18 protein-coding genes, 1 tRNA gene and 5 pseudogenes are annotated in these 18,976 nt (G+C 56.7%); 16 read left to right on the plus strand and 8 right to left on the minus strand.

The window, feature by feature from the left end; all coding sequences use genetic code 11:
- Nucleotides 1-71: 71 nt before the first annotated feature.
- Nucleotides 72-731, minus strand: a complete 660-nt coding sequence (locus tag AAYR33_06970; protein ID XAO70787.1) for a glutaminase — start codon at nt 729-731, stop codon at nt 72-74.
- A 362-nt stretch (nt 732-1,093) separates the two neighbouring features.
- Here AAYR33_06970 and AAYR33_06975 point away from each other — a divergent pair.
- The 6 genes and pseudogenes from AAYR33_06975 to AAYR33_07000 all read left to right on the plus strand — a co-directional run bounded on the left by AAYR33_06975 (nt 1,094) and on the right by AAYR33_07000 (nt 6,288).
- Nucleotides 1,094-2,318 (plus strand): annotated as a pseudogene (locus AAYR33_06975) (Nramp family divalent metal transporter).
- A gap of 443 nt (nt 2,319-2,761) precedes the next feature.
- Nucleotides 2,762-2,917, plus strand: a complete 156-nt coding sequence (locus AAYR33_06980; protein XAO70788.1) for a hypothetical protein — start codon at nt 2,762-2,764, stop codon at nt 2,915-2,917.
- A gap of 8 nt (nt 2,918-2,925) precedes the next feature.
- Nucleotides 2,926-3,975, plus strand: a complete 1,050-nt coding sequence (locus AAYR33_06985) for a TonB-dependent receptor (protein XAO70789.1) — start codon at nt 2,926-2,928, stop codon at nt 3,973-3,975.
- Complete coding sequence (locus AAYR33_06990) at nt 3,878-4,633, plus strand: TonB-dependent receptor (GenBank protein XAO70790.1); 756 nt, start codon at nt 3,878-3,880, stop codon at nt 4,631-4,633. Before AAYR33_06985 ends, AAYR33_06990 begins: the two co-directional genes overlap by 98 nt.
- Nucleotides 4,634-4,851: 218 nt before the next feature.
- Nucleotides 4,852-5,304 (plus strand): nitrate reductase associated protein, encoded by a 453-nt coding sequence (locus AAYR33_06995; protein ID XAO70791.1) that lies wholly within the window; start codon nt 4,852-4,854, stop codon nt 5,302-5,304.
- Between the two features lie 69 nt (nt 5,305-5,373).
- Entirely contained in the window at nt 5,374-6,288 is a 915-nt protein-coding gene (locus AAYR33_07000; GenBank protein ID XAO70792.1) for a class I fructose-bisphosphate aldolase, read from the plus strand.
- A gap of 91 nt (nt 6,289-6,379) precedes the next feature.
- Here AAYR33_07000 and AAYR33_07005 read toward each other — a convergent pair whose 3' ends face one another.
- Both AAYR33_07005 and AAYR33_07010 read right to left on the minus strand, forming a co-directional pair.
- Complete coding sequence (locus tag AAYR33_07005) at nt 6,380-7,162, minus strand: ABC transporter ATP-binding protein (protein ID XAO70793.1); 783 nt, start codon at nt 7,160-7,162, stop codon at nt 6,380-6,382.
- Between the two features lie 5 nt (nt 7,163-7,167).
- The gene (locus AAYR33_07010; protein ID XAO70794.1) at nt 7,168-7,989 is read right to left on the minus strand and encodes an ABC transporter permease; all 822 of its coding nucleotides are present in this window, start codon (nt 7,987-7,989) and stop codon (nt 7,168-7,170) included.
- A 217-nt stretch (nt 7,990-8,206) separates the two neighbouring features.
- On the opposite strand from AAYR33_07010, the gene AAYR33_07015 reads away from it, so the two are divergent.
- The 3 genes from AAYR33_07015 to AAYR33_07025 all read left to right on the plus strand — a co-directional run bounded on the left by AAYR33_07015 (nt 8,207) and on the right by AAYR33_07025 (nt 10,375).
- Nucleotides 8,207-9,244: a lytic transglycosylase domain-containing protein gene (locus AAYR33_07015; protein ID XAO70795.1), complete on the plus strand. Its 1,038-nt coding sequence runs from the start codon at nt 8,207-8,209 to the stop codon at nt 9,242-9,244.
- Between the two features lie 187 nt (nt 9,245-9,431).
- Nucleotides 9,432-10,040: a DUF1643 domain-containing protein gene (locus AAYR33_07020; protein XAO70796.1), complete on the plus strand. Its 609-nt coding sequence runs from the start codon at nt 9,432-9,434 to the stop codon at nt 10,038-10,040.
- A gap of 258 nt (nt 10,041-10,298) precedes the next feature.
- Nucleotides 10,299-10,375: transfer RNA gene (locus AAYR33_07025), tRNA-Asp, on the plus strand.
- 99 nt (nt 10,376-10,474) lie between these two features.
- Here the strand turns inward: AAYR33_07025 and AAYR33_07030 are convergent.
- Together AAYR33_07030 and AAYR33_07035 are read right to left on the minus strand one after the other, a co-directional pair.
- Entirely contained in the window at nt 10,475-11,218 is a 744-nt protein-coding gene (locus tag AAYR33_07030) for an ABC transporter ATP-binding protein (protein ID XAO70797.1), read from the minus strand.
- A 26-nt stretch (nt 11,219-11,244) separates the two neighbouring features.
- Nucleotides 11,245-12,246, minus strand: a complete 1,002-nt coding sequence (locus AAYR33_07035) for an ABC transporter permease (protein XAO70798.1) — start codon at nt 12,244-12,246, stop codon at nt 11,245-11,247.
- Between the two features lie 154 nt (nt 12,247-12,400).
- Between AAYR33_07035 and AAYR33_07040 the strand changes: the two genes are divergently transcribed.
- The gene (locus tag AAYR33_07040; GenBank protein XAO70799.1) at nt 12,401-13,756 is read left to right on the plus strand and encodes an O-antigen ligase family protein; all 1,356 of its coding nucleotides are present in this window, start codon (nt 12,401-12,403) and stop codon (nt 13,754-13,756) included.
- 30 nt (nt 13,757-13,786) lie between these two features.
- Nucleotides 13,787-14,750 (plus strand): annotated as a pseudogene (locus AAYR33_07045) (GTP-binding protein).
- Nucleotides 14,751-14,790: 40 nt separating this feature from the next.
- On the opposite strand, the gene AAYR33_07050 reads toward AAYR33_07045, so the two are convergent.
- Nucleotides 14,791-14,946: a hypothetical protein gene (locus AAYR33_07050; protein ID XAO70800.1), complete on the minus strand. Its 156-nt coding sequence runs from the start codon at nt 14,944-14,946 to the stop codon at nt 14,791-14,793.
- On the opposite strand from AAYR33_07050, the gene AAYR33_07055 reads away from it, so the two are divergent.
- Both AAYR33_07055 and AAYR33_07060 read left to right on the plus strand, forming a co-directional pair.
- On the plus strand, nt 14,941-15,609 hold the full coding sequence (locus AAYR33_07055) for a WD40 repeat domain-containing protein (protein ID XAO70801.1): 669 nt from the start codon (nt 14,941-14,943) through the stop codon (nt 15,607-15,609). The genes AAYR33_07050 and AAYR33_07055 overlap by 6 nt on opposite strands.
- Nucleotides 15,533-15,811 carry a WD40 repeat domain-containing protein gene (locus tag AAYR33_07060; GenBank protein ID XAO70802.1) on the plus strand — a complete coding sequence of 93 codons (279 nt, stop codon included), beginning with the start codon at nt 15,533-15,535 and terminating at the stop codon, nt 15,809-15,811. Before AAYR33_07055 ends, AAYR33_07060 begins: the two co-directional genes overlap by 77 nt.
- Here AAYR33_07060 and AAYR33_07065 read toward each other — a convergent pair.
- Complete coding sequence (locus tag AAYR33_07065; protein XAO70803.1) at nt 15,796-16,077, minus strand: adenosylcobinamide-GDP ribazoletransferase; 282 nt, start codon at nt 16,075-16,077, stop codon at nt 15,796-15,798. The genes AAYR33_07060 and AAYR33_07065 overlap by 16 nt on opposite strands.
- On the minus strand, nt 16,026-16,550 hold the full coding sequence (locus tag AAYR33_07070) for an adenosylcobinamide-GDP ribazoletransferase (protein XAO70804.1): 525 nt from the start codon (nt 16,548-16,550) through the stop codon (nt 16,026-16,028). The genes AAYR33_07065 and AAYR33_07070 overlap by 52 nt, the downstream gene beginning before the upstream one ends.
- A gap of 53 nt (nt 16,551-16,603) precedes the next feature.
- Here AAYR33_07070 and AAYR33_07075 point away from each other — a divergent pair.
- The 3 pseudogenes from AAYR33_07075 (at nt 16,604) to AAYR33_07085 (ending at nt 18,951) form a co-directional block, all read left to right on the plus strand.
- Nucleotides 16,604-16,938: pseudogene (locus tag AAYR33_07075) on the plus strand (bifunctional adenosylcobinamide kinase/adenosylcobinamide-phosphate guanylyltransferase).
- A gap of 57 nt (nt 16,939-16,995) precedes the next feature.
- Nucleotides 16,996-17,433, plus strand: a pseudogene (locus AAYR33_07080) (cob(I)yrinic acid a,c-diamide adenosyltransferase).
- Between the two features lie 107 nt (nt 17,434-17,540).
- Nucleotides 17,541-18,951, plus strand: a pseudogene (locus tag AAYR33_07085) (cobyric acid synthase).
- The last annotated feature ends 25 nt before the right edge of the window (nt 18,952-18,976 follow it).

The following is an 18,976-nucleotide window of genomic DNA, read 5'->3' on the forward strand; positions in this document are numbered from 1 at the left end:
GGGCGGATTATCGGCGGAACGGCACCGCGCCCCGCGTGAAAGAACGCACCGTTGAAGTAACGCGCCACCGCCTAGCTGAAAATGGTCCAGCCCGCCATCATGAGGTAGCGCCCCGCCCGCGCGAGTTGGGTGCAACTCATCGTCAGGGCGCATTGATGAAAATACGCATCCAGCGTTTCCTCAACGTCACGACGTATATTGCCGAAGACCCGCATATATTGAGCCAGCGCCACGTTCCGATGCTCGGAAAGTTTTCCCGCCCGAGCGGTCGCCTCATTAATACTGACGAGCGATTCCCCCATTGCGGCTGGTCCTGAAAGATCACGCACGAGGGCCAGCAATTTATCCTGCATACCTTGCGCACCATATCGTGCAGTGAGGATATCTGCGATGACGATGGCGCCCGCATTGATAAACGGGTTGCGGGGGATGCCATGCTCACTTTCGAGCTGCACGATGGAGTTAAAGGGCGTGCCGGAAGGCTCACGCCCGACGCGCTGCCAGATTTCAGCCGCATCATGTTGTAGCGCCAGAGTCAGAGCGAAAATTTTCGACACACTCTGGATTGAAAAACCTTCCTGCGCGTCTCCCGTCCGGGCACATGTGCCGTCTGCCAAGCACACAGACATGCCGAATTTGTCCAGAGAGACATCGGCAAGTGGCGGAATATAGTCCGCCACCCGTCCACGATAGGTAATCTTCGCAATTTCGGATGCGATCTGCGCCAGCATCCCGTCTAAATTCTACATCGCCACCTGAGTCCTGACCCCCTCGCCTTTAGCGCGCGCCTTTTAACGTGCGTTAAGTCTTAACGTAAATAGGGCGGCCCGGGCCTTGCGATGAATTGACGCATCTTGCGGAGAACGCGTGAGTTTCATCGAAAGTCCCCTCCCGACGCAACGCGTTATGGAGAGTGGCTAATATGCAACAGACGTAAGCCGAGTGTCACGAAACAAGCTCGTTTCAAATGAGAGTTATTGTCAACAACACGTTATAATGTACATTAACCTTCTCGTTGGAAACAGGCATGTTTTGTCGCAGAGAGAGCATTTCGTGGCATGGTAACGCGTCTTGAAAATGGGATAGGAAGATAATGCAAGGCGACGTTTTCCCACCGAATGCTTCGGCGCAAAATCGCGACAGAGCCAGCCTTCCTGAGGTTTTCTCTACCATTCGCGTGGCGTCACCGGACCAGAACTGGGCACGCAAATTATTTTCCTATATGGGGCCGGGCTATCTTGTCGCTGTCGGCTATATGGACCCCGGTAACTGGGCGACTGATCTACAGGGGGGCGCAATATGGCTATCGCCTGCTCTGTGTGATCCTGCTGTCCAACTTCATGGCAATTTTGTTACAGGCACTCAGCGCGCGCCTCGGCATCGCGACGGGTCGGAACCTCGCGCAGGCATGTCGGGAATGGTGCCCGCATTGGCTGAGTTTCCCGCTCTGGATTGCCTGTGAAATCGCCATCATTGCATGTGCTGTCGCAGAGGTGATCGGCACCGCGATCGCCCTGCAGCTTCTATTGGGCGTGATTGCTCTCTGCTTCACGCTTCAGATTATCGCCGCCGCGCCACCTGTCGCCGAATTACTGCGCGGATTCATCCCGCATCGCGACGTGGTGACACATCCTGGTATGCTTTATATCGCCATCGGTGTCATTGGCGCGACGGTGATGCCGCATAATCTGTATCTTCATTCCGCCATCGTTCAGACCCGCGCTTACGGCGCCTCAATTGCTGAACGTCGTGATGCCCTGCGCTGGAGTGTCACGGACAGTTCCGTCGCCCTGATGCTCGCCCTTTTCATCAATGCCGCCATTCTGATTGTCGCCGCCGCGGCCTTTCACAATACGGCCTATCAGAATGTGGCGGAAATTGAGGACGCTTATCGTCTGCTTTCCCCCGTTCTGGGCTTTGGACTGGCCTCAACGCTTTTTGCGGTTGCGCTGCTCGCTGCGGGCACAAATTCCACCATTACCGGAACGCTGGCCGATCAGATTGTCATGGAGGGGTTTCTCCATCTCCGCATTGCGCGATGGGCGCGGCGGCTTCTGACACGTGACATCGCCATCATCCCGGTGATTTTCACCGTCGCCTTCTATGGCGATGGCAGTGTCAACACGCTTCTGATTGTGAGTCAGGTCGTGTTGTCGCTGCAACTGCCTTTTGCGGTGATCCCGCTCATCCTCTTTGTCTCGAGCCGCAAAATCATGGGGCCATTCCAGCTTCGTAAGAGTTTTGCCGTCGCGAGCTGGGGCGTCGCGGGGATCATCCTGGCACTGAATGTGAAGCTGCTTATCGACACTCTTTTCTAAATTTTGTTCAACAGAGGCATAAAAATGATTCGACGACCTGAAAATCGAGATGCACGCGCCTCTCGTCATGCTCTCATTTCCCATCAGACGGATTTGTCACGGCCTGCTCTGATGTTCAGCCGCAGAACAGGGATCTGCTGCGCCGCCTACTTCCTTTCGACGGCCACTGTCTCGCCCAGGCGCAGGGTGACGCGTTACGCAAAGACGCGTCCGGGACGTCCCAACGTCCCGCTTCCACGCAAAAGGCCCCGTCACAGGCCCGCACGTCGTCGCGCGCTTATCAATCGTCGGAAGAAGAGTCGATCACGGTCTCAGCGAAGCTGGACCATGCACGGGCATGGATTTTCCCCAGCCTCGGTGCCGTCTCCTATAAAATTGATCAGCGTCAGATCAACGTCACCCCAGGGGGCCAGAATGCTTCAATCAGCCAATATCTGCTGCGCGTGCCCGGGGTGGTACAGGATGGGAATGGCCAGATCCATGTGCGCGGTGACCATAATAACCTCACCTATCGCGTCAATGGCATCCTTCTCCCTGAAAGCCTCATGGTTATGCGCAGGATCTCGATAGCCGCATCATTCAACCCGTCTCCCTGCTGACCGGCACATTGCCGGCGCAATTCGGCTTTCGTACGGCGGGCGTCATTAACGTCACGACGAAGACGGGCGCGAGCCTCAAGGAAAACCAGCTAGGCATCTACGGTGGGAGCTACAACACCATCAACCCCTCCCTGCAAATGGGTGGCAGTAAAGGGAGGTGGGACTGGTTTTTCGTCACATCCTATAACCAGGATGATATCGGTATCGATAATCCGACAGCCTCATTCCGCCCCACGCATGACCGGACGCGACAGGGGAAAGGCTTCACCTATCTCTCTTACCGTGTGGATGATCGAAACCGGATTTCCCTCCTCGGCAGCGCGTCATACCAGCACTTCCAACTACCGAACACCACAGCTTTGCCCATCAAATTTGATAATGGCCTGGTCCCCCCGGGTGATCAGACCATTCAATCCCGTCTTTTAAGAGATACGCAGCTTGAGCAGGATTATTACGGCGTCCTGTCATGGCAGCACACGGCGGATCGCTATAATATGCAGCTTTCCCCCTATATCAGCTATGGGCACATCAATTATAATCCCGACCGCCTGCGTGACCTATCATTTCAGGGCATCGCTCAGCAGGAAATGAATGATTACATCACGGGCGGCGCGCAATTTGACAATTCCTATCGCCTGACATCCGATCACACACTGCGTTTCGGACTAATCGGGCAATATACCTCCGAGCGGCTCAGGACGCAGAGCCTGGCCTTCGCCACGTCAGATGAGGGTAAGCAGCTTTCGCGCCTCCCCATGTCAATTTACGATACATCCGGTAACTGGGCCGTGCAGGCGGCCGCTTACCTCCAGGATGAATATCGCGTGACGCGGAAGCTGACTTTGAATTATGGACTACGCTGGGATCAGTTCGCATCAAATTTCGTGAATGACCATCAGATCAGCCCGCGCGCCAATTTCGTCTGGAAAGTGACGCCGAAACTCTCGGCTCATATCGGCTATGCGCGTTATTTCACGCCACCCCAGCCCGCAATATATCGGCCTGGCCACTTTGCAGAAATTCGCCAATACCTCCTCAGCGCCGGAAAGCCTGATTGAATCGCCCCTGAAGGTTGAGCACAGTCATTATATCGATGCCGGTATCCTCTATAAAGTGACGCCGCATTACCAGATCACACTGGACGCGTTTAATAAGTGGGCGAAAAACCTCGGCGATATCGGGCAGTTCGGCCGCGCGGTTATCAACACGCCCTTCAGCTATCGCACGGAACAGGTTTACGGCACCGAATTGTCAAATAGCTGGTGCAAGGGCGGCTGGTCACTCTTCGGCAACGTCTCATACGCGCACACTCGCGCACGCGACATCAACTCGGCGGAATACCAGTTTGAAGCGGCGGAGTTTGCCTACATCAAGCAGCACGCCATCGCGCTGGACCATCAGGCTTCCATCGCCGCGTCAGCCGGCGCCTCCTATGAAACGCGGCACGATATGGCCTATCTCGATTTCGTTTATAGTAGCGGGTTGCGGTCCGGCTTCGCCAATCAGGGGACGCAGCCGCAATATGCCGTCTTTAATATCGGGTATCAGCACAGCTTCATGAATACGCCCACGCATCACCCGATCAAATTGCGGCTTGACGTCGCCAACCTCTTTGACCGCCGTTACCAGATTCGTGACGGCGAGGGTGTTGGCGTTTTTCAGGCGCAATATGGTCGGAGACAGGCAGCTTATATGACGCTCATCACATCTTTCTAATACGTCACATGATCAGAAAGGCAGCGTCGAGAATGGCGCTGCCCAGCCTGCGGAGGTTAAGCGTAGATTTAGGAAACAATTCACGATTCCTCGTGTTTCGGTTGAGGCGATTGCAATATTGTCAGGACGGCGCGTAAACTCGTCACGACATGTTTCCGGGCGCCCCGGCGCTTCGGACGTTCAGGCGAGTAAATTCGGCCTTGAGGAGTCAAATTGACGTGCTGCTTGCGTTTGAACAGGGCCTGCTGAAATCTCCGCAATATATTGCGATGTTTCTGCGAATGAGGCTGGCGCTGACATCTTCCACCCTGGCGCCGGCACAATGGGAACGTCTCAGCCCGCATGAAAAAGCCGAGCTCCTCATTTTCCCCGGCATCCAGGCGGAGGATCACGCAGCTTTCGCATCGCGCGTCCTTGAATTGCTAGGGCAGCATCACCTTAATTCTTCTGAAACGTTTCAAAGCCCTGATAATGCATCATGGTCCCATCCGAGGAAACCCGATGCCGCCGTCACTGCGCGTCTGGAAGCTGAAAAAATTCCGCCGCTCACGGAGCCACAATGGAATGATCTGAGTCCCCTCCAGCGTTTCACCCTCATCACCCTTGCCAGAACGCCGGATTTGCAGGAATATCTTGCTCCGGCACTCAGGGAATTTCGTGCAGGCGAGTGAGTAAACTTTACCCATCTTATGGCTGAAGCGTACATCGCCTGCGCAAACCAAATTCATCAGGAGGACTCAATGTCTTTAACCCCTCAAGTCAATGACATCCTCAAAAATTACGAATCTGACAATCCGGGCACCAAAGCCAATCTTGTCCGCCTTCTCAATACCGGAAAGCTGGCCGGAACGGGGAAGCTCGTCATTCTTCCGGTTGATCAGGGCTTTGAACATGGGCCCGCACGCTCTTTCGCCGCCAACCCGGCCGGGTATGACCCGCATTATCATTTCTCCCTCGCGATTGAAGCCGGGCTCAACGCTTTTGCAGCACCCATCGGCATGTTGGAGGCCGGGGCCTCAAGTTTCGCGGGTCAAATCCCGTTGATCCTGAAGTGCAACAGCTCCAACTCCCTCGCGACGGAGAAGGACCAGGCCGTGACCGGCACGGTGTCAGATGCGCTGCGCCTCGGATGTTCAGCCATCGGCTTCACGATCTATCCCGGCTCCGAATATTGCTTCAAACAGATGAATGAATTGCGGGAGCTCGCCGAGGAGGCGAAAGCGGCCGGCCTTGTCGTCGTGGTCTGGAGTTATCCTCGGGGACCGATGCTGGATAAAGCCGGGGAAACAGCCGTCGATATCTGCGCTTACGCGGCGCATATGGCGGCGGAGGCCGGTGCGCATATCATTAAGGTCAAGCCGCCGACCGATGCGCTCTCGCTCCCCGCGGCTAAAAAAGTCTATGAAGCACAGAAAATCGACATCAGCTCAATGGAAGCACGCGTCCGGCATATTGTGCAGAGCAGCTTTGGGGGGCGTCGCATCCTGATTTTCTCGGGCGGGGAACATGCAGACACCGAAAGCCTGCTCTCAACCATTCGCGCCATCAAGGCAGGCGGGGCGAATGGGTCGATCATCGGGCGTAATAGTTTTCAACGCCCGAAGAAGGAAGCGCTCGCCCTGCTCTCCGAAATCACCGATATTTTTAGAGGCTGACAATGATGCCGCGTCGCTCTGACATCAGGCGACGCGGCTTGAAACGGGGGCACATCGGCATTGAACCGATAAATTCAGGGATGCTTCCCGGTTAATTCCCATCAGACACGGCGGCCTCATAGGCGTCCAGAACATCCTTCGCCGGGCCATCCATGCGCATCCGGCCATGCTCCAGCCAGATGATGCGCGTGCACCATTTGCGCAGCACGTGAAGCTCATGAGATGTCAGGACGAGTATATCTGCGTAATCGACAAGGCTGTGAAGACGCTGCTCCGCACGCTTATGAAAGCCCTGATCACCCACCATAAACCACTCATCCATCAATAAAATATCCGGTCGAGGTGCTGTCGCCAACGCGAAACCTAGCCTGACGCCCATACCAGCGGAATAAAGGCGGACCGGCATATCCATAAATGCTCCTAATTCCGCGAAGGATTCGACATCCTGCTCAAGCAATTGGGAAGATTGACGCGTATAGCCCAGAGAGGCGGCGTAAAGCTGGATGTTTTCGCGCCCTGTGAGATCCGGGTTCATCCCCGCACCCGCATCCAATAGTGAGTGCACGTCGCCCCTGATGTGCAGATCTCCCTGCGACGACTCGAAAATACCGGCGATTGCCCGCAACAAGGTCGATTTGCCAGCACCATTATGTCCGACAAGCCCGACACGTTCACCAGCATGAACGGTGAACGTGATCTCATGCAGGGCGCGTACCACGGCGACGTTGTTTTCCATCACCACCTCGCCCCCGACGGGTGAGATTTTTTTGATGTTCTGCCGCACATTTTTAAAGAGCGTTTTTTTGAGCGACCGCGTATTGCCGCTGTAAATCGGGTAGGACAGGCCGAATTGGGTCAAACGGATCTGCGTCACGGGGCTTATATCCAATAAGGGATTTTTGAACGTGTGGCACGGAACACGATCAGGGCAAGTCCAATCAGCACAAGGCTGAACAGGATCGCAACAATGTAATTTTCCGCACGCGGCACCGCCCCGAGTAGGGGTGCCCGCACGATCGTCAGAAGGCTGAAAAGCGGGTTGAGCCGCAGCCAGTGACTATCCTCCCCGAGTTGCTCCGGCTGCCAGATGATCGGCGTGACGTAAAAGGCGATCTGCATGACAGCGCCGATAATCTGGGGAATATCGCGGTAGCGGGCGCAGATACTGCCAAAAACCATACAGACGGCGAAACCATCAGCAACCCACACAGCCATGCCGACCAGGCTCCAGAGCGCCATCGGCTTCAAGGCAATGCCGAACCAGATGAAAACGGCAATCGGGACCAGGATGACATGCGCGAGCACAAGGCTATTGCGTATCAATGTGCGTAAAATCTGCACGGTAAGGGGTAATTTGGCGGCAAATATCTGCGCGCGTACCGCGGTGAAACACCCGCATGATTCCATGGCCACCGGGGAAAACCAGGAAAACCATATGGCGAAGGAAATCGCTGTGTAAGGCAGATATCCGACGAGATCGATCTGGAATAATCGGGCATAGACGATCCCCATTGCCACGACCATGACGGCAAATGACAAGGTCAGCCATAGAGGCCCCAGAAATGACCCCTTATAACGCAGGCGGATATCCGTCCAGGCCAGTTTCGCCGCGTAGCGGGACATTCTAAAACCGCCTGAAATGTCGCGCATCATCATGAGGCTGAGGCCGCGCACGGGGAGGTCCGGTTCGTTCTCTGACATATTGGAGGGCGCGGATGTCTGCATATTCCTGCCCTACCCGATCAGACCCTGCGTCACAACCGATAAAGCGCCTCAAGCGCGTCGCTTTCGGGCCAGCGCGGTAAGATCTCTATGAACCCTCCCGCTTTTATGGCATTATGATCCGCGACAGTGTCATCGAAGTTCCTCATGGTTCTGCCGGACGGGGACTCATTTTAAAGAAGTCAGGCCCGCCGCCATGCCGCGTTACCATGCATCTTATGCGCGCTTAAGCCGTATCTCGGTTTGCCGGCAGATCTGCCGATTCCTGACGCGGGCGGTTTTACCCGTTTTTCTCGCAATTTATCTTGCAGCCTGCGCCGAGGGGCCGCATCGGCCCGGCATGCCGGTCTCGCAGGAGGAGGCTGCCTATCGCAGCCACGCAAAGCGCTATTACGCGCCACCCGGGCCACCGGCTGACCCGTGGGGCCCTTATATCAGAGAAGCCTCCTCACGTTTCGATGTGCCTGAAACATGGATTCGCGCCGTGATCCATCAGGAATCCGGCGGCCATCTTTATGATCGCAGCGGGCAGCTTATCACCTCCGTGCCGGGCGCGATGGGGCTCATGCAGCTCATGCCGCCCACCTACGACGAGTTGAAGGCGCAATATCGTCTCGGCCCTGATCCGTATGATCCGCACGATAATATTCTGGCAGGCACAGCTTACATCCGGCAGATGTATGAAATTTACGGCTCCCCCGGCTTTCTCGCCGCCTATAATTACGGGCCGGGCAGCCTTGATAATTACCTCAAAACCGGGCGCGCCATCCCGCGGGAAACGCGTCAATATGTCGCAAATATCGGTCGGCGCATCAAAGGTGTGACACCTGTCAACCGTTCGGCGGCTGATCTCATGGTTGCGCGTTATGAGGCATCGCCCTCGCCCTCCGCTTCCCGCATCGCTGTCCGCAACACGTGGCGGCGGAACAGTCAGAAACGACGCGCCTACAAGTCGCGCGACATACAGGTGGCGCAGGCGCCCATGCGCGCGGCAGGCGGACGGGTGAGGACTGACGCGAAGCATGTCCTCAAAGCCAATATTAAACGCGCCACGTACCGGACGCATGTCAAAACACGGGGTTGGACAGGCACGACGGCGGCGAAGCCGATACCGATCGGGCACCATCTCAAGGCGACACCCGTCAAAAAGCGCGCAATTCAGCCGAAAGCCCGTGTCACGCCAAAAGCTTCCCCGTCCCAACGCAAAATCGCAAAGCGAAAAGCGGCCAAATAGGCGCTCACTTTGCTTGAAAGATTCGTCGAGGTGCCTGCGTGAAAACGCTTTGACATCTCCGCGCCTCTTGACGCGACGGCCCGCATTGGTGCCGCAAAATGCGAGATCCGCCTTCCCAAAAAGCCGAACGCCGCTTAAAAACCCTTATCGATCAAACCGCGCCGCCAGGCCATTGCAAGGGTTCAGCATGAGAAAGGAGGATCGCCGCGCTGGTTTATTGCCGCTCTTCCGTGAAGTTTCCGCGCCCGAGGGTCATCTTGTCGGGTCATCCACCCCGCTCTGCCTGAAAGATGATGTCGAAAGCACTGCTATCTATGACGGGCCAAAATCCTGCTACCGTTATCAGCTTCACCGTGTCTGGGATGCCGCCCGGCCCAGCCTCCTCTGGATCATGATGAATCCCTCCGTCGCGACGGAGTATGGCGACGATCGCACCGTTGCGAAATGCCAGAAATGGGCGCGTATGTGGGGTTACGGCGCCATTTATGTCGGTAACAGCTTTGCCTATCGCTGCACGGATCAGAAACGCCTTATGGAAGTTACTGACCCTGTCGGGCCAGGCAATGACGAAGTCCTTCTGACGATGGCACGTAAGGCTGATAAACTCATCCTTGCTTATGGATCCCCCACCAATCCCGCATTGCGCCAACGTGGGCGGGATGTTGCCCGAAAGCTCGCCGCGGCGGGACATCAGCTTCATGTCATGCGCCTCACCGCATCCGGTCGGCCGGAACATCCCCTTTACCTGCCCCTCGCCCTGAAACCTGTCGCCATCCAGCTCAAGGACATCGTATAAAGCCGGTCACGTTCTGCCCGGAGGTTGAAACATGGCTGATCGGACCTCTTTTATAACGGGGCCCAGCTGACTTGCGACGGCCCCGCGAAGGCGCACTTACGCCGGTAAATCTAAAATCGCTTAAAGCCAAAAAACTGCATTTTCTTTCTTAACCCTGTTGCCATTCCCTGAAAGTGTTGGTAGTTCCCCTCTCACTGTTTGACGCGGATGTCCAAAGCGCTTCCTGCTCAATCAGTCAGCATCGTCCGACGATGCTTCGCGGGTGTAGCTCAGTTGGTTAGAGCGCCGGCCTGTCACGCCGGAGGTCGCGGGTTCGAGCCCCGTCACTCGCGCCATTATCCCCTTCCCATCTCCCTTATCGGGACGCGGTTTTACGTCAGCAATGCCCGGCATGATGATGCGGCATCTCCGACGCTCCCGAGGGCAAATGCAGGTCAGATGGATGCAGCGTAAGCATCCAGAACCGCGTCGGGCGGCCCATCCTGCCGGATCTCGCCCCCTTCGAGCCAGATGATCCTGGTGCACCATTGCCGCAAAACGTCTTCCACATGGGAGGAGAGCACCATAATCTCGCTCGAATCCACCAGGCGTTCCAGCCGCAGGCGGGCGCGCTCCATGAAACGGACATCCCCCGCCATCATCCACTCATCCATCAAGAGGATCTGCGGCGTGATCGCGGAAGCAAGACCGAAAGCCAGACGCAGCGCCATGCCGGAACTATAGGTTTTGACAGGCAGGTCGATGAAGGAGCCCAGCTCAGCAAAACTGGCGACGTCCTCCAGCACGCTGCGATAAGCCTTCCGCGTGCATCCTGAAAAAAGACAGCGCAGGCGAATATTCTCCGCCCCGGTCAATTCCGGATTCATCCCCAATTGCGCATCCAGCAATGCGCTGGAACGGCCCTCAATGGTGATCCGACCTGAAAGCGGTGCGTAAATCCCCGCCAGCGCCCGCATAAGCGTGGTTTTGCCCGCACCATTTCGACCGACAAGGCCCAGACGCTCTCCCGACCTTACTGAGAAAGAGATATCCCGCAACACCTGGACGGAAAGGCGATGACGCTCATCCTCCGCAAGGACACCCCCCGTGGCGCCGCGCTTCGCACTTTGCACGCGCGCACCCAGCCAACGACGCAGATTGCGGCTGTCCGCATGGTAAATGGGAAAAGACAGGCTCATCTTTTCAATAAGAAGCGATGTCATATTTACACCCAATAAGCGAGCCGCGCCCGAAAACGGACGAAAATGAGAAAAGCCACGACCATCAGGATCGCACTATGGATCATAGCGACCTCCCAGATTCTGATCGGAAGCGCCTGCCCCATTGCAGGGAGCCGGACGATCTCGATCAATGGATAAAACGGATTATAAATCAGCCAGGGCTCCATGGAGTGCGCCAGTTCGGGCTTCCACATAACCGGCGTGATGAAGAAGAAAATCTGAAGCACCGTCGCAATAGTTGGCCCTACATCACGAAACCGCGCGCCCAGCACGCCCAGCAGCGTCATGACAGCGAGGCTGTCGATAAACCAGAGCGCGAACCCCGCCAGAATGAGCGGATCATTGCGTGGCGTGACATCGCAAAGGTAAAAGACGACGGCGATGACGACGACGTTATGCGCCATGACAATGAAATTCCGGATAACGGCGCGGGTGATGTAAACGGTAAAAGGCACGTCCGACGACAGGATGAGTCCGGCATTATCGACGAAAATCATCGCACCCTCCCCCCAGACAGTGCTGATGAAACTCCACATCACGAGGGAAATAGACAGGAAGGGCAGATATTCCCGGAACGGCATATGGAAGAGGCGCGCATAAAGCACACCCAGCGCGGCGATCATAACGGCAGTGGATAATGTCAGCCAGAAAGGGCCGAGAATGGACCCCCTGTAACGCAGTTTGATATCCAGCCAGCCCAGCGCCACGCTGAGGCGGGATAATTCGAGTCCGCGCCGCACATCATCCAGCACGGCCGTCAGGCGCGCGCGCCCATTCGTCGGCTGGTAGACACGCCGCTCTCCATGACCGTCCGAACGCGTTGCCCGTTGCGCTGCGGCTTCCATTTGCTTCATAATTCCCCCGGCACATGTCTGAGTGCGATGTTTACCGCCTTTCGGGGGGGAAATCTTCCGTAAAATGCGGCTTCGCCCAAGGTGCCGCTGCCGCGACATATTTTGCGCACGCATCATCGCGAAAGCCGTCATAAGAGGGAAGACCTCACCAACTTGTCCGCGATATCGATCTTCATAATCGCTTTTGTCGCGACCGGGTATCTCCTGGCACCGATCGTGACGTTTTTCGTGCTACGCAACATCAACAAAACCCGATAAGCCATTTGCCCAATAGCGTCACGGGAGGATGCTCCTCGCATCGCGTATCCTGTTACGGAGCTGCCACCATCTCATGACACGTTCTTCCGCCATCCTGTCACGTTTCACGCCAATAGCCACCTTACTGACGATTTTGCTGCCCCTCTTCCTCACCCATGGGCGTGGTTTGGCTGAATTTTCAATCAGCGCCCTGAGCTTTCTCTTTCTCATCCGGAGTGTCGCCGCGGCAGATTGGTCATTTCTGTCGGAAAACTGGATGAAATGGGCCTTATTATGGTGGGCGTGGCAGATTTTCTGCTCCCTCCCTGTCCTTGACGGAGTCGGAAGATCCGGCCTCACCCAGGCCATCCTCTCCATACGTTTCGCCCTCTTTGCCGCCGCCCTGCAATGCTGGACGCTGCGTGAAGGGTGGGCGCGTCAATGGATTATGGGACTTATCTGCGCCTGCACATGTTACATTGCCATCCAGATTTTCATGCAGGCCCTCTTCGGTCACAATCTCTTCGGGGTGCCGCGTGCTGCGGATGGCACGCTGACAGGGCCCTATACCCATTCCCGCGCGGCGGCGCCCTTATCACGGCTTGCGCCGCCCACGCTCATGCTGGTTTTCGCCGCGCTTTACACCCGGCTGGCGACGCGGCGCGGCGTTCTTCTGGGTGTTATTCTGACCGCCCTGTCCTTAACCGCCCTGATATTGGCAGGTCAACGCATGCCGACAGCGTTAATGCTGCTCGGCATTACGCTCTGCGCGCTTCTTCACCGTCCCTATCGATGGGTGGGCCTGATTGGCCTGATGACAACGCCGGTCATCATGCTGGGCGTCAAATTCTTCTCCCACCGCAGTACGGATCATCTGATCGCCCTCGCCCACCAGCAATTGGCGCATTTCGCGCAATCGCATTACGGACTGATTTTTACCCGCGTCTGGATGATCGTCGCGCAACATCCGTGGACCGGCCTTGGATTCGATGCATTCCGTCACGGGTGCCCCCAGCCCGCCTATTTCCACGGTTTCACCGCGTTGGGGCAGCGCCCGGATGGGGGTGGGGCGGCAATCTGCATGCAACATGCGCATAATCATTACCTCCAGGCACTCAGCAATGGCGGGTGGCCAGGATTGATCCTTTTTGTGATGATGGTCATCGCACTTCTGATGGCATTATGGCCGCGAGAGGGGCGTCACCATGCTTGGCGGGTGGGACTGTTCGTGGCATTTATCGTGCAGGAATGGCCGATCGCCTCCACCAGCGACTTCCTGAACCTCCCATTGGGAGGCTGGGCGTTTTTATTGATCGGCGTCGGGTTGGCAGAAGCACGTGCCATCAGGCCCGACAGAAATCAATCGCGGCCCCCTTTTGAAAGTGACGCGAGGCCCCATCATTAGGTCAGGGCCGAAAAGAGTTAAGGCGTCAATATGTCATCAGAAAAAGTACCCGTTACGGTTTTGACCGGCTTCCTCGGTGCAGGCAAAACCACGTTGCTCAACCATATTCTCTCAGCGCAGTATGGCCGCAAATTTGCCGTGCTGATCAATGAGTTCGGCGAGCTTGGCGTTGATAATCACCTCGTCATGGATGCGGAAGAGGAAGTTTTTGAAACAAATAATGGCTGTATCTGCTGCACGGTTCGTGGCGATCTGATCCGTATTCTGGGCAGCCTTTTGCGACGGCGTCAGAAGTTTGACGGAATCATCGTCGAAACCACCGGGCTTGCGGACCCGGCCCCCGTCGCGCAGACTTTTTTCCTCGATGAAAACCTACGGGAGAAAGCCCGGCTTGACGCGGTCATCACGGTCGTTGACGCCGTCAACATCCTGACCACACTCGATGAAAGCCCCGAATCTGTCCGTCAGATCGCCTTCGCGGATGTGATCATCCTCAATAAAGACGGATCTGGTCGATGCGGCGCATCTTGAGGCCGTGACGTCCCGTATCCGGCAGATCAACGCGCATGTCGCCATCCACCGCGCGTCTCGAAGCGCGGTGGCGCTGGATAAGATACTTGATCGGGGTGGGTTCGACCTGAACCGCGCGCTTGAAACAATGCCGAATTTCCTCACCGATGACTCGCATGGGCATAAAGAGGGCATTACCAGCATGTCATTTGCTACGCAGGCACCCCTTGATGAGCAGAAATTCAATGCGTGGATCGGGCCGGTTTTGCAGCCTCAGGGGCCGGATATCCTCCGTGCCAAAGGCATTCTTTATTTTGAAGGCAAGGAAGAGTGTTTTGTCTTCCAGGCTGTGCATATGCTGGCGGATGGCGATTATATCGGCCCGTGTAAACCGGGGGAAAAGCGGGAGTCGCGCATCGTCTTTATCGGGCGCAATCTCAATCGACCGCAATTGCGACGCGGTTTTGAAGCCTGCAAATCATGATGACCGACACCCAGCAACGCCCTCAGCCTCTCGTCACGACTCATGGGGCGGAGCGTCCGTTTGAAAGCCCGATCACGGCCCTGACAGCCACCGCGGACGGGTTGGCTTTCGCCGTCGGCACGCTGGATGGCGACATGATTTTCGCCCCGTTGGCCGCGTCCCGCTCACCGGAAAATTGGCACGTCTCCGCGTGCATGAAGCGGCCATTACCTGCCTCTCTCCCGATCCGTTGCAGCGTGATGCTGTATTGTCAGGGAGTGAGGATTGCTGCCTGACACGGACCCGCACATCCAGCGACATGACCGCTCTTTATAAAGGGCGACGCTGGGTTGAAAATCTTGCGGTGACGTCGACGCACATCGCCTTTTCCTACGAGAAGTCGATGGAATTGCGGGATGCTACCGGGGAAAGAACACTGAAAGAGCTGGATCACCCTTCCTTAGTGACCGGCATCATTCTTGACGCCAAGGGCAAACGTGTTTTCACCTCGCATTATAATGGCGCCTCCGCCTGGTTCGTCAATTCGGACGCCAATAATGTGCGCAGCCTGTTTTGGAAGGGCAGTCATACCGGTATCGCCATTCATCCTAAAGGCGACGCCATTGTGACGACGATGCAGGAGAATGACCTGCATGGATGGCGTCTTTCAGACGGTCATAATATGCGGATGAGTGGTTACCCAAAAAAGGTCACATCACTTGATTTCAGCCGCAATGGGCGCTGGCTTGCGACATCCGGTGCGGATGCGCTCGTTTTTATGGCCGTTTTTCGGGGGTGGGCCCATGGGCAAAGCGCCGCGGGAGCTCGCGTGGCTGAATGGGATTTTCTGCACGTCTGTCAAATCCCATCCCTGTCATGACGCCATCGCGGCGGGGTTTGAAGATGGCACGATCATTCTGATTGATCTCTCATCGGAGCAGATCCTGCCCATTCGCTATGGAGACAGCCAAAATGACGCCGTCACGCAAATCACCTTCACGCCCAAAGGCGGTGCCATGGCTTTCGGCACAGAAGGGGGATCGGTTGGCGTTCTGATCCTTAATCCTCAAATCATGGCGTGACGCCGCGCCCCCTCACCAACAGTCGCCCCCATGGCGCTGTAGATTGTGAGGGCGGCGAGCTCAACGATGATGGCGGTCGCACCAAGGATGTCGCCCGTGTAACCACCAATTTTAAGCTGCGTATATCGCGCGACCCCCATCGCCAGAAGCCAGCTTGCCAAAAGGGCCGTCGCGGTCGGGATCACCCCGACCTCAAGACCGAAGGCCAGGGAGATCAGCATGGGCACAACGCATTTATCTTTTGCGAGTGTGATCTCGCTGGCCATGCCATCTGACCGGGCCGGTCTCGACAGGGATAAAGCTGCACCATCCCCAAACGTCCGAACGCCGCCGTAGAGGCCAGGGCAAATAAGGTCTGAACCATGTCGAAGGATGCTGTCCGGCAGATCGCCAGATAGGCGGACCATTTGCCGAGCGTTGCGAGAACGCCGGCGAGGACGCCGTAACTTCCAACCCGGCCATCCCGCATGATGGCCAGACGCCGCTCAGGGTTTCGCCCACCGAACAGACCATCCGCCGAGTCCATCAGCCCATCTTCATGAAGCGCGCCCGTCACAAGAAATTGCGCCGCGACAACCCAGAGCACCGCTAGAGACAGGTCAATACCCGCCAGTGCAAGCACCAAAATCAGCAGGGTGGAAAACGCGCCGATGGGCCCGCCAATGACCGGCCAGGCCCAGACCGTCTTTGACAAAGGCACGCGTTCCGGCAAGAGTGCCTTTGCTGAAAGTTTAATCATGCATGTCCCCGCCCTGGCGCTATGTCGCGACGGCGGAGGCCCTTGATGAGTCTATGCGCGCACGCATCGCCGGACATCAGGCGCGGCGAGGTGTGAGGTGGGAGACCTTTGAGGCACCCCTTCCCTCGAAAGCGCCCTGCAGACGGAAAAGCCCGTCTTACTGGATTGCCTGACACTCTGGCTCAGCAATCTCCTCCATGCAGGCCGTCATATTGCAAATGAAACGGCGCAACTTTGTGAAATGCTCAGTAAGCGGGAGGCACCCACCATCATTGTGTCCTCCGAGGTCGGACTCGGCATCACGCCCGAAAACGCGCTGGCGCGCCGCTTCGCGGATGAGGCGGGTGAGATGAATCAGAAGCTCGCTCGCATGGCCGATCATCTTTAGATGCTGGTCGCGGGCTACCCGTTAAAAATCAAGTAGATCCATCATCAGGAGAATTTCATGTCAGATGAGACAGAGCATCACCGTGCCAAGATGCAGAAGCGCAAAGCCATGCAGGACCGTATGGTCGCGGAAAATGATCGGGAAAAGGGCCTACTGATCGTCCATACGGGCAATGGAAAAGGAAAATCCACCGCCGCCTTCGGCATGGCCCTGCGCAGCGCCAGATATGGGCGACGCGTGGCGATCATCCAGTTCATCAAAGGTGCATAGGATACGCAGGATAAAGCCCGAGACATCGCGTTGCGCTATAAATATCTCACCTGCCAGGACGTCTTAAGCGGGTTGGCCAAACGTCCGGCTATGCAGCACATCGTGGCCACAGGACGTAATGCACCGACTGACCTCATTGAAGCGGCCGATCTCGTCACCGAAATGACGCTCGTCAAACATCCTTTCCATGCGGGGATCAAAGCGCGGGAGGGGATTGAATATTGAGCGCGCCCGGCGGCACAAGGTCGGCACTGGGCGGCCCCGCCCGCGCGCGAGGGCTTATGATTCAGGGCGCGGGGTCCAATGTCGGCAAGTCATCACTTGTCGCGTGACTGGCGCGCGCTTTTACGCGGCGGGGCCTGCGTGTCCTGCCTTTTAAACCGCAAAATATGTCGAATAATGCAGCTGTCACCGTCGATGGCAGGGAGATCGGCCGCACCCAGGCCCTGCAGGCTTTTGCCTGCCGTTCATTGCCTGAAACAGATATGAATCCCGTCCTCCTCAAACCCATGGCGGAGACGGGGGCGCAGATCATTCTGCAAGGTCAGATCTGGCGGCAGATGAGCGCCCGGGATTATCAGCAAGTCAAACGCAATCTGCTTGGCCCTGTCATGGAAAGCTATGAGCGACTGGCTGCAAAATCTGACCTAATTCTGGTTGAAGACGCCGGTGCCGCGTCGGAAGTCAATCTCAGGGCACATGATATTGCCAATATGGGTTTTGCGCGCGGCGGATCTGCCGGTGATCCTTGCCGGGGATATTGATCGCGGCGGTGTCATCGCAAACCTCGCCGGCACTAAAATCGTTATCGCGCCCGATGATGCCGCGCAGGTCAGCGGCTTCATTATCAATAAAATGCGGGGCGATACGTTGCTCTTCACTGCGGGGATGGAGACCATCTCGCGCCATACGGGGTGGGATGCGTTGGGGATCGTGCCGTTTTTCCCCGATTTGCGCCGTCTCCCTGCGGAAGATAGTCTTTCCCTTGAAGCCGTTTCCCACCGTGCGGGCGTCGCGGATATTATTGTGCTTATCCTGCCGCACATCGCCAACTTCGACGATATTGATCCGCTCCTGGATGAGCCGGATCTCGATGTCCGCCTCGTCAGGATTGATAAGAGTGCCCCCATCGCGCCGCATTTGCCGCGATCCCGCCTTATCATCCTGCCGGGCTCCAAATCCGTGATTCAGGATCTGACCACATTGAAGCAGGTCGGATGGGATGAGACCATCCGCCGCCATGTTGCCGTAGGTGGGCATGTGTGTGGTCTGTGTGGTGGATATCAAATGTTGGGTCGCACCATTCGTGACCCGGAAGCTGTGGAATCGCGGATTGCGGAGGCGTCCGGCATCGGGTTGCTGGATGTCGATACAGTGATTCGGCGGGAAAAATCGCTGATCGCCGTGCAAGGCGATATTCTGGATGGAAAGGGCCGGAAGTCAGGGGTTTTTGGGGGATATGAAATTCATTGTGGCACGACATCGCCCGCGGGCCCCCTTAAGAAACTGATCGCCGCCGCCTCTTCAGCCAGCAGTGCGCAAACGGAAGATGGACGCGTCTTCGGGACGTATGTGCACGGGCTTTTTGACACGCATGACGCGCGGAAACCTCTCCTCGCGCGCATTGGTCGGGAGTCGATGCAGCCGGATAAATCGGTCATGATGGATGATATATTGGATGGATTCGCTGACCACCTTGAAAAGCATCTTGATCTTGATGACCTGCTTCGCCGGGCGCGTTAGGCTTCAAGCCCATCTGACCTAGCGG

Source organism: Acetobacteraceae bacterium, from assembly GCA_039613835.1.
In the GTDB taxonomy this organism is placed as follows: domain Bacteria; phylum Pseudomonadota; class Alphaproteobacteria; order Acetobacterales; family Acetobacteraceae; genus Sorlinia.

Coding starts and splice junctions, on each gene's coding strand:
- AAYR33_07015 (XAO70795.1), top strand. CDS start 8,207: ATGCCGCGTTACCATGCATCTTATGCGCGCTTAAGCCGTATCTCGGTT.
- AAYR33_07050 (XAO70800.1), bottom strand. CDS start 14,946: ATGCACGCGGAGACGTGCCAATTTTCCGGTGAGCGGGACGCGGCCAAC.
- AAYR33_07065 (XAO70803.1), bottom strand. CDS start 16,077: ATGGCCAGCGAGATCACACTCGCAAAAGATAAATGCGTTGTGCCCATG.
- AAYR33_07030 (XAO70797.1), bottom strand. CDS start 11,218: ATGAGCCTGTCTTTTCCCATTTACCATGCGGACAGCCGCAATCTGCGT.
- AAYR33_07000 (XAO70792.1), top strand. CDS start 5,374: ATGTCTTTAACCCCTCAAGTCAATGACATCCTCAAAAATTACGAATCT.
- AAYR33_07020 (XAO70796.1), top strand. CDS start 9,432: ATGAGAAAGGAGGATCGCCGCGCTGGTTTATTGCCGCTCTTCCGTGAA.
- AAYR33_06990 (XAO70790.1), top strand. CDS start 3,878: ATGCGCGTTATTTCACGCCACCCCAGCCCGCAATATATCGGCCTGGCC.
- AAYR33_07040 (XAO70799.1), top strand. CDS start 12,401: ATGCTCCTCGCATCGCGTATCCTGTTACGGAGCTGCCACCATCTCATG.
- AAYR33_07010 (XAO70794.1), bottom strand. CDS start 7,989: ATGTCAGAGAACGAACCGGACCTCCCCGTGCGCGGCCTCAGCCTCATG.
- AAYR33_07070 (XAO70804.1), bottom strand. CDS start 16,550: ATGATTAAACTTTCAGCAAAGGCACTCTTGCCGGAACGCGTGCCTTTG.
- AAYR33_07060 (XAO70802.1), top strand. CDS start 15,533: ATGGGCAAAGCGCCGCGGGAGCTCGCGTGGCTGAATGGGATTTTCTGC.
- AAYR33_07035 (XAO70798.1), bottom strand. CDS start 12,246: ATGACGGCTTTCGCGATGATGCGTGCGCAAAATATGTCGCGGCAGCGG.
- AAYR33_06970 (XAO70787.1), bottom strand. CDS start 731: ATGCTGGCGCAGATCGCATCCGAAATTGCGAAGATTACCTATCGTGGA.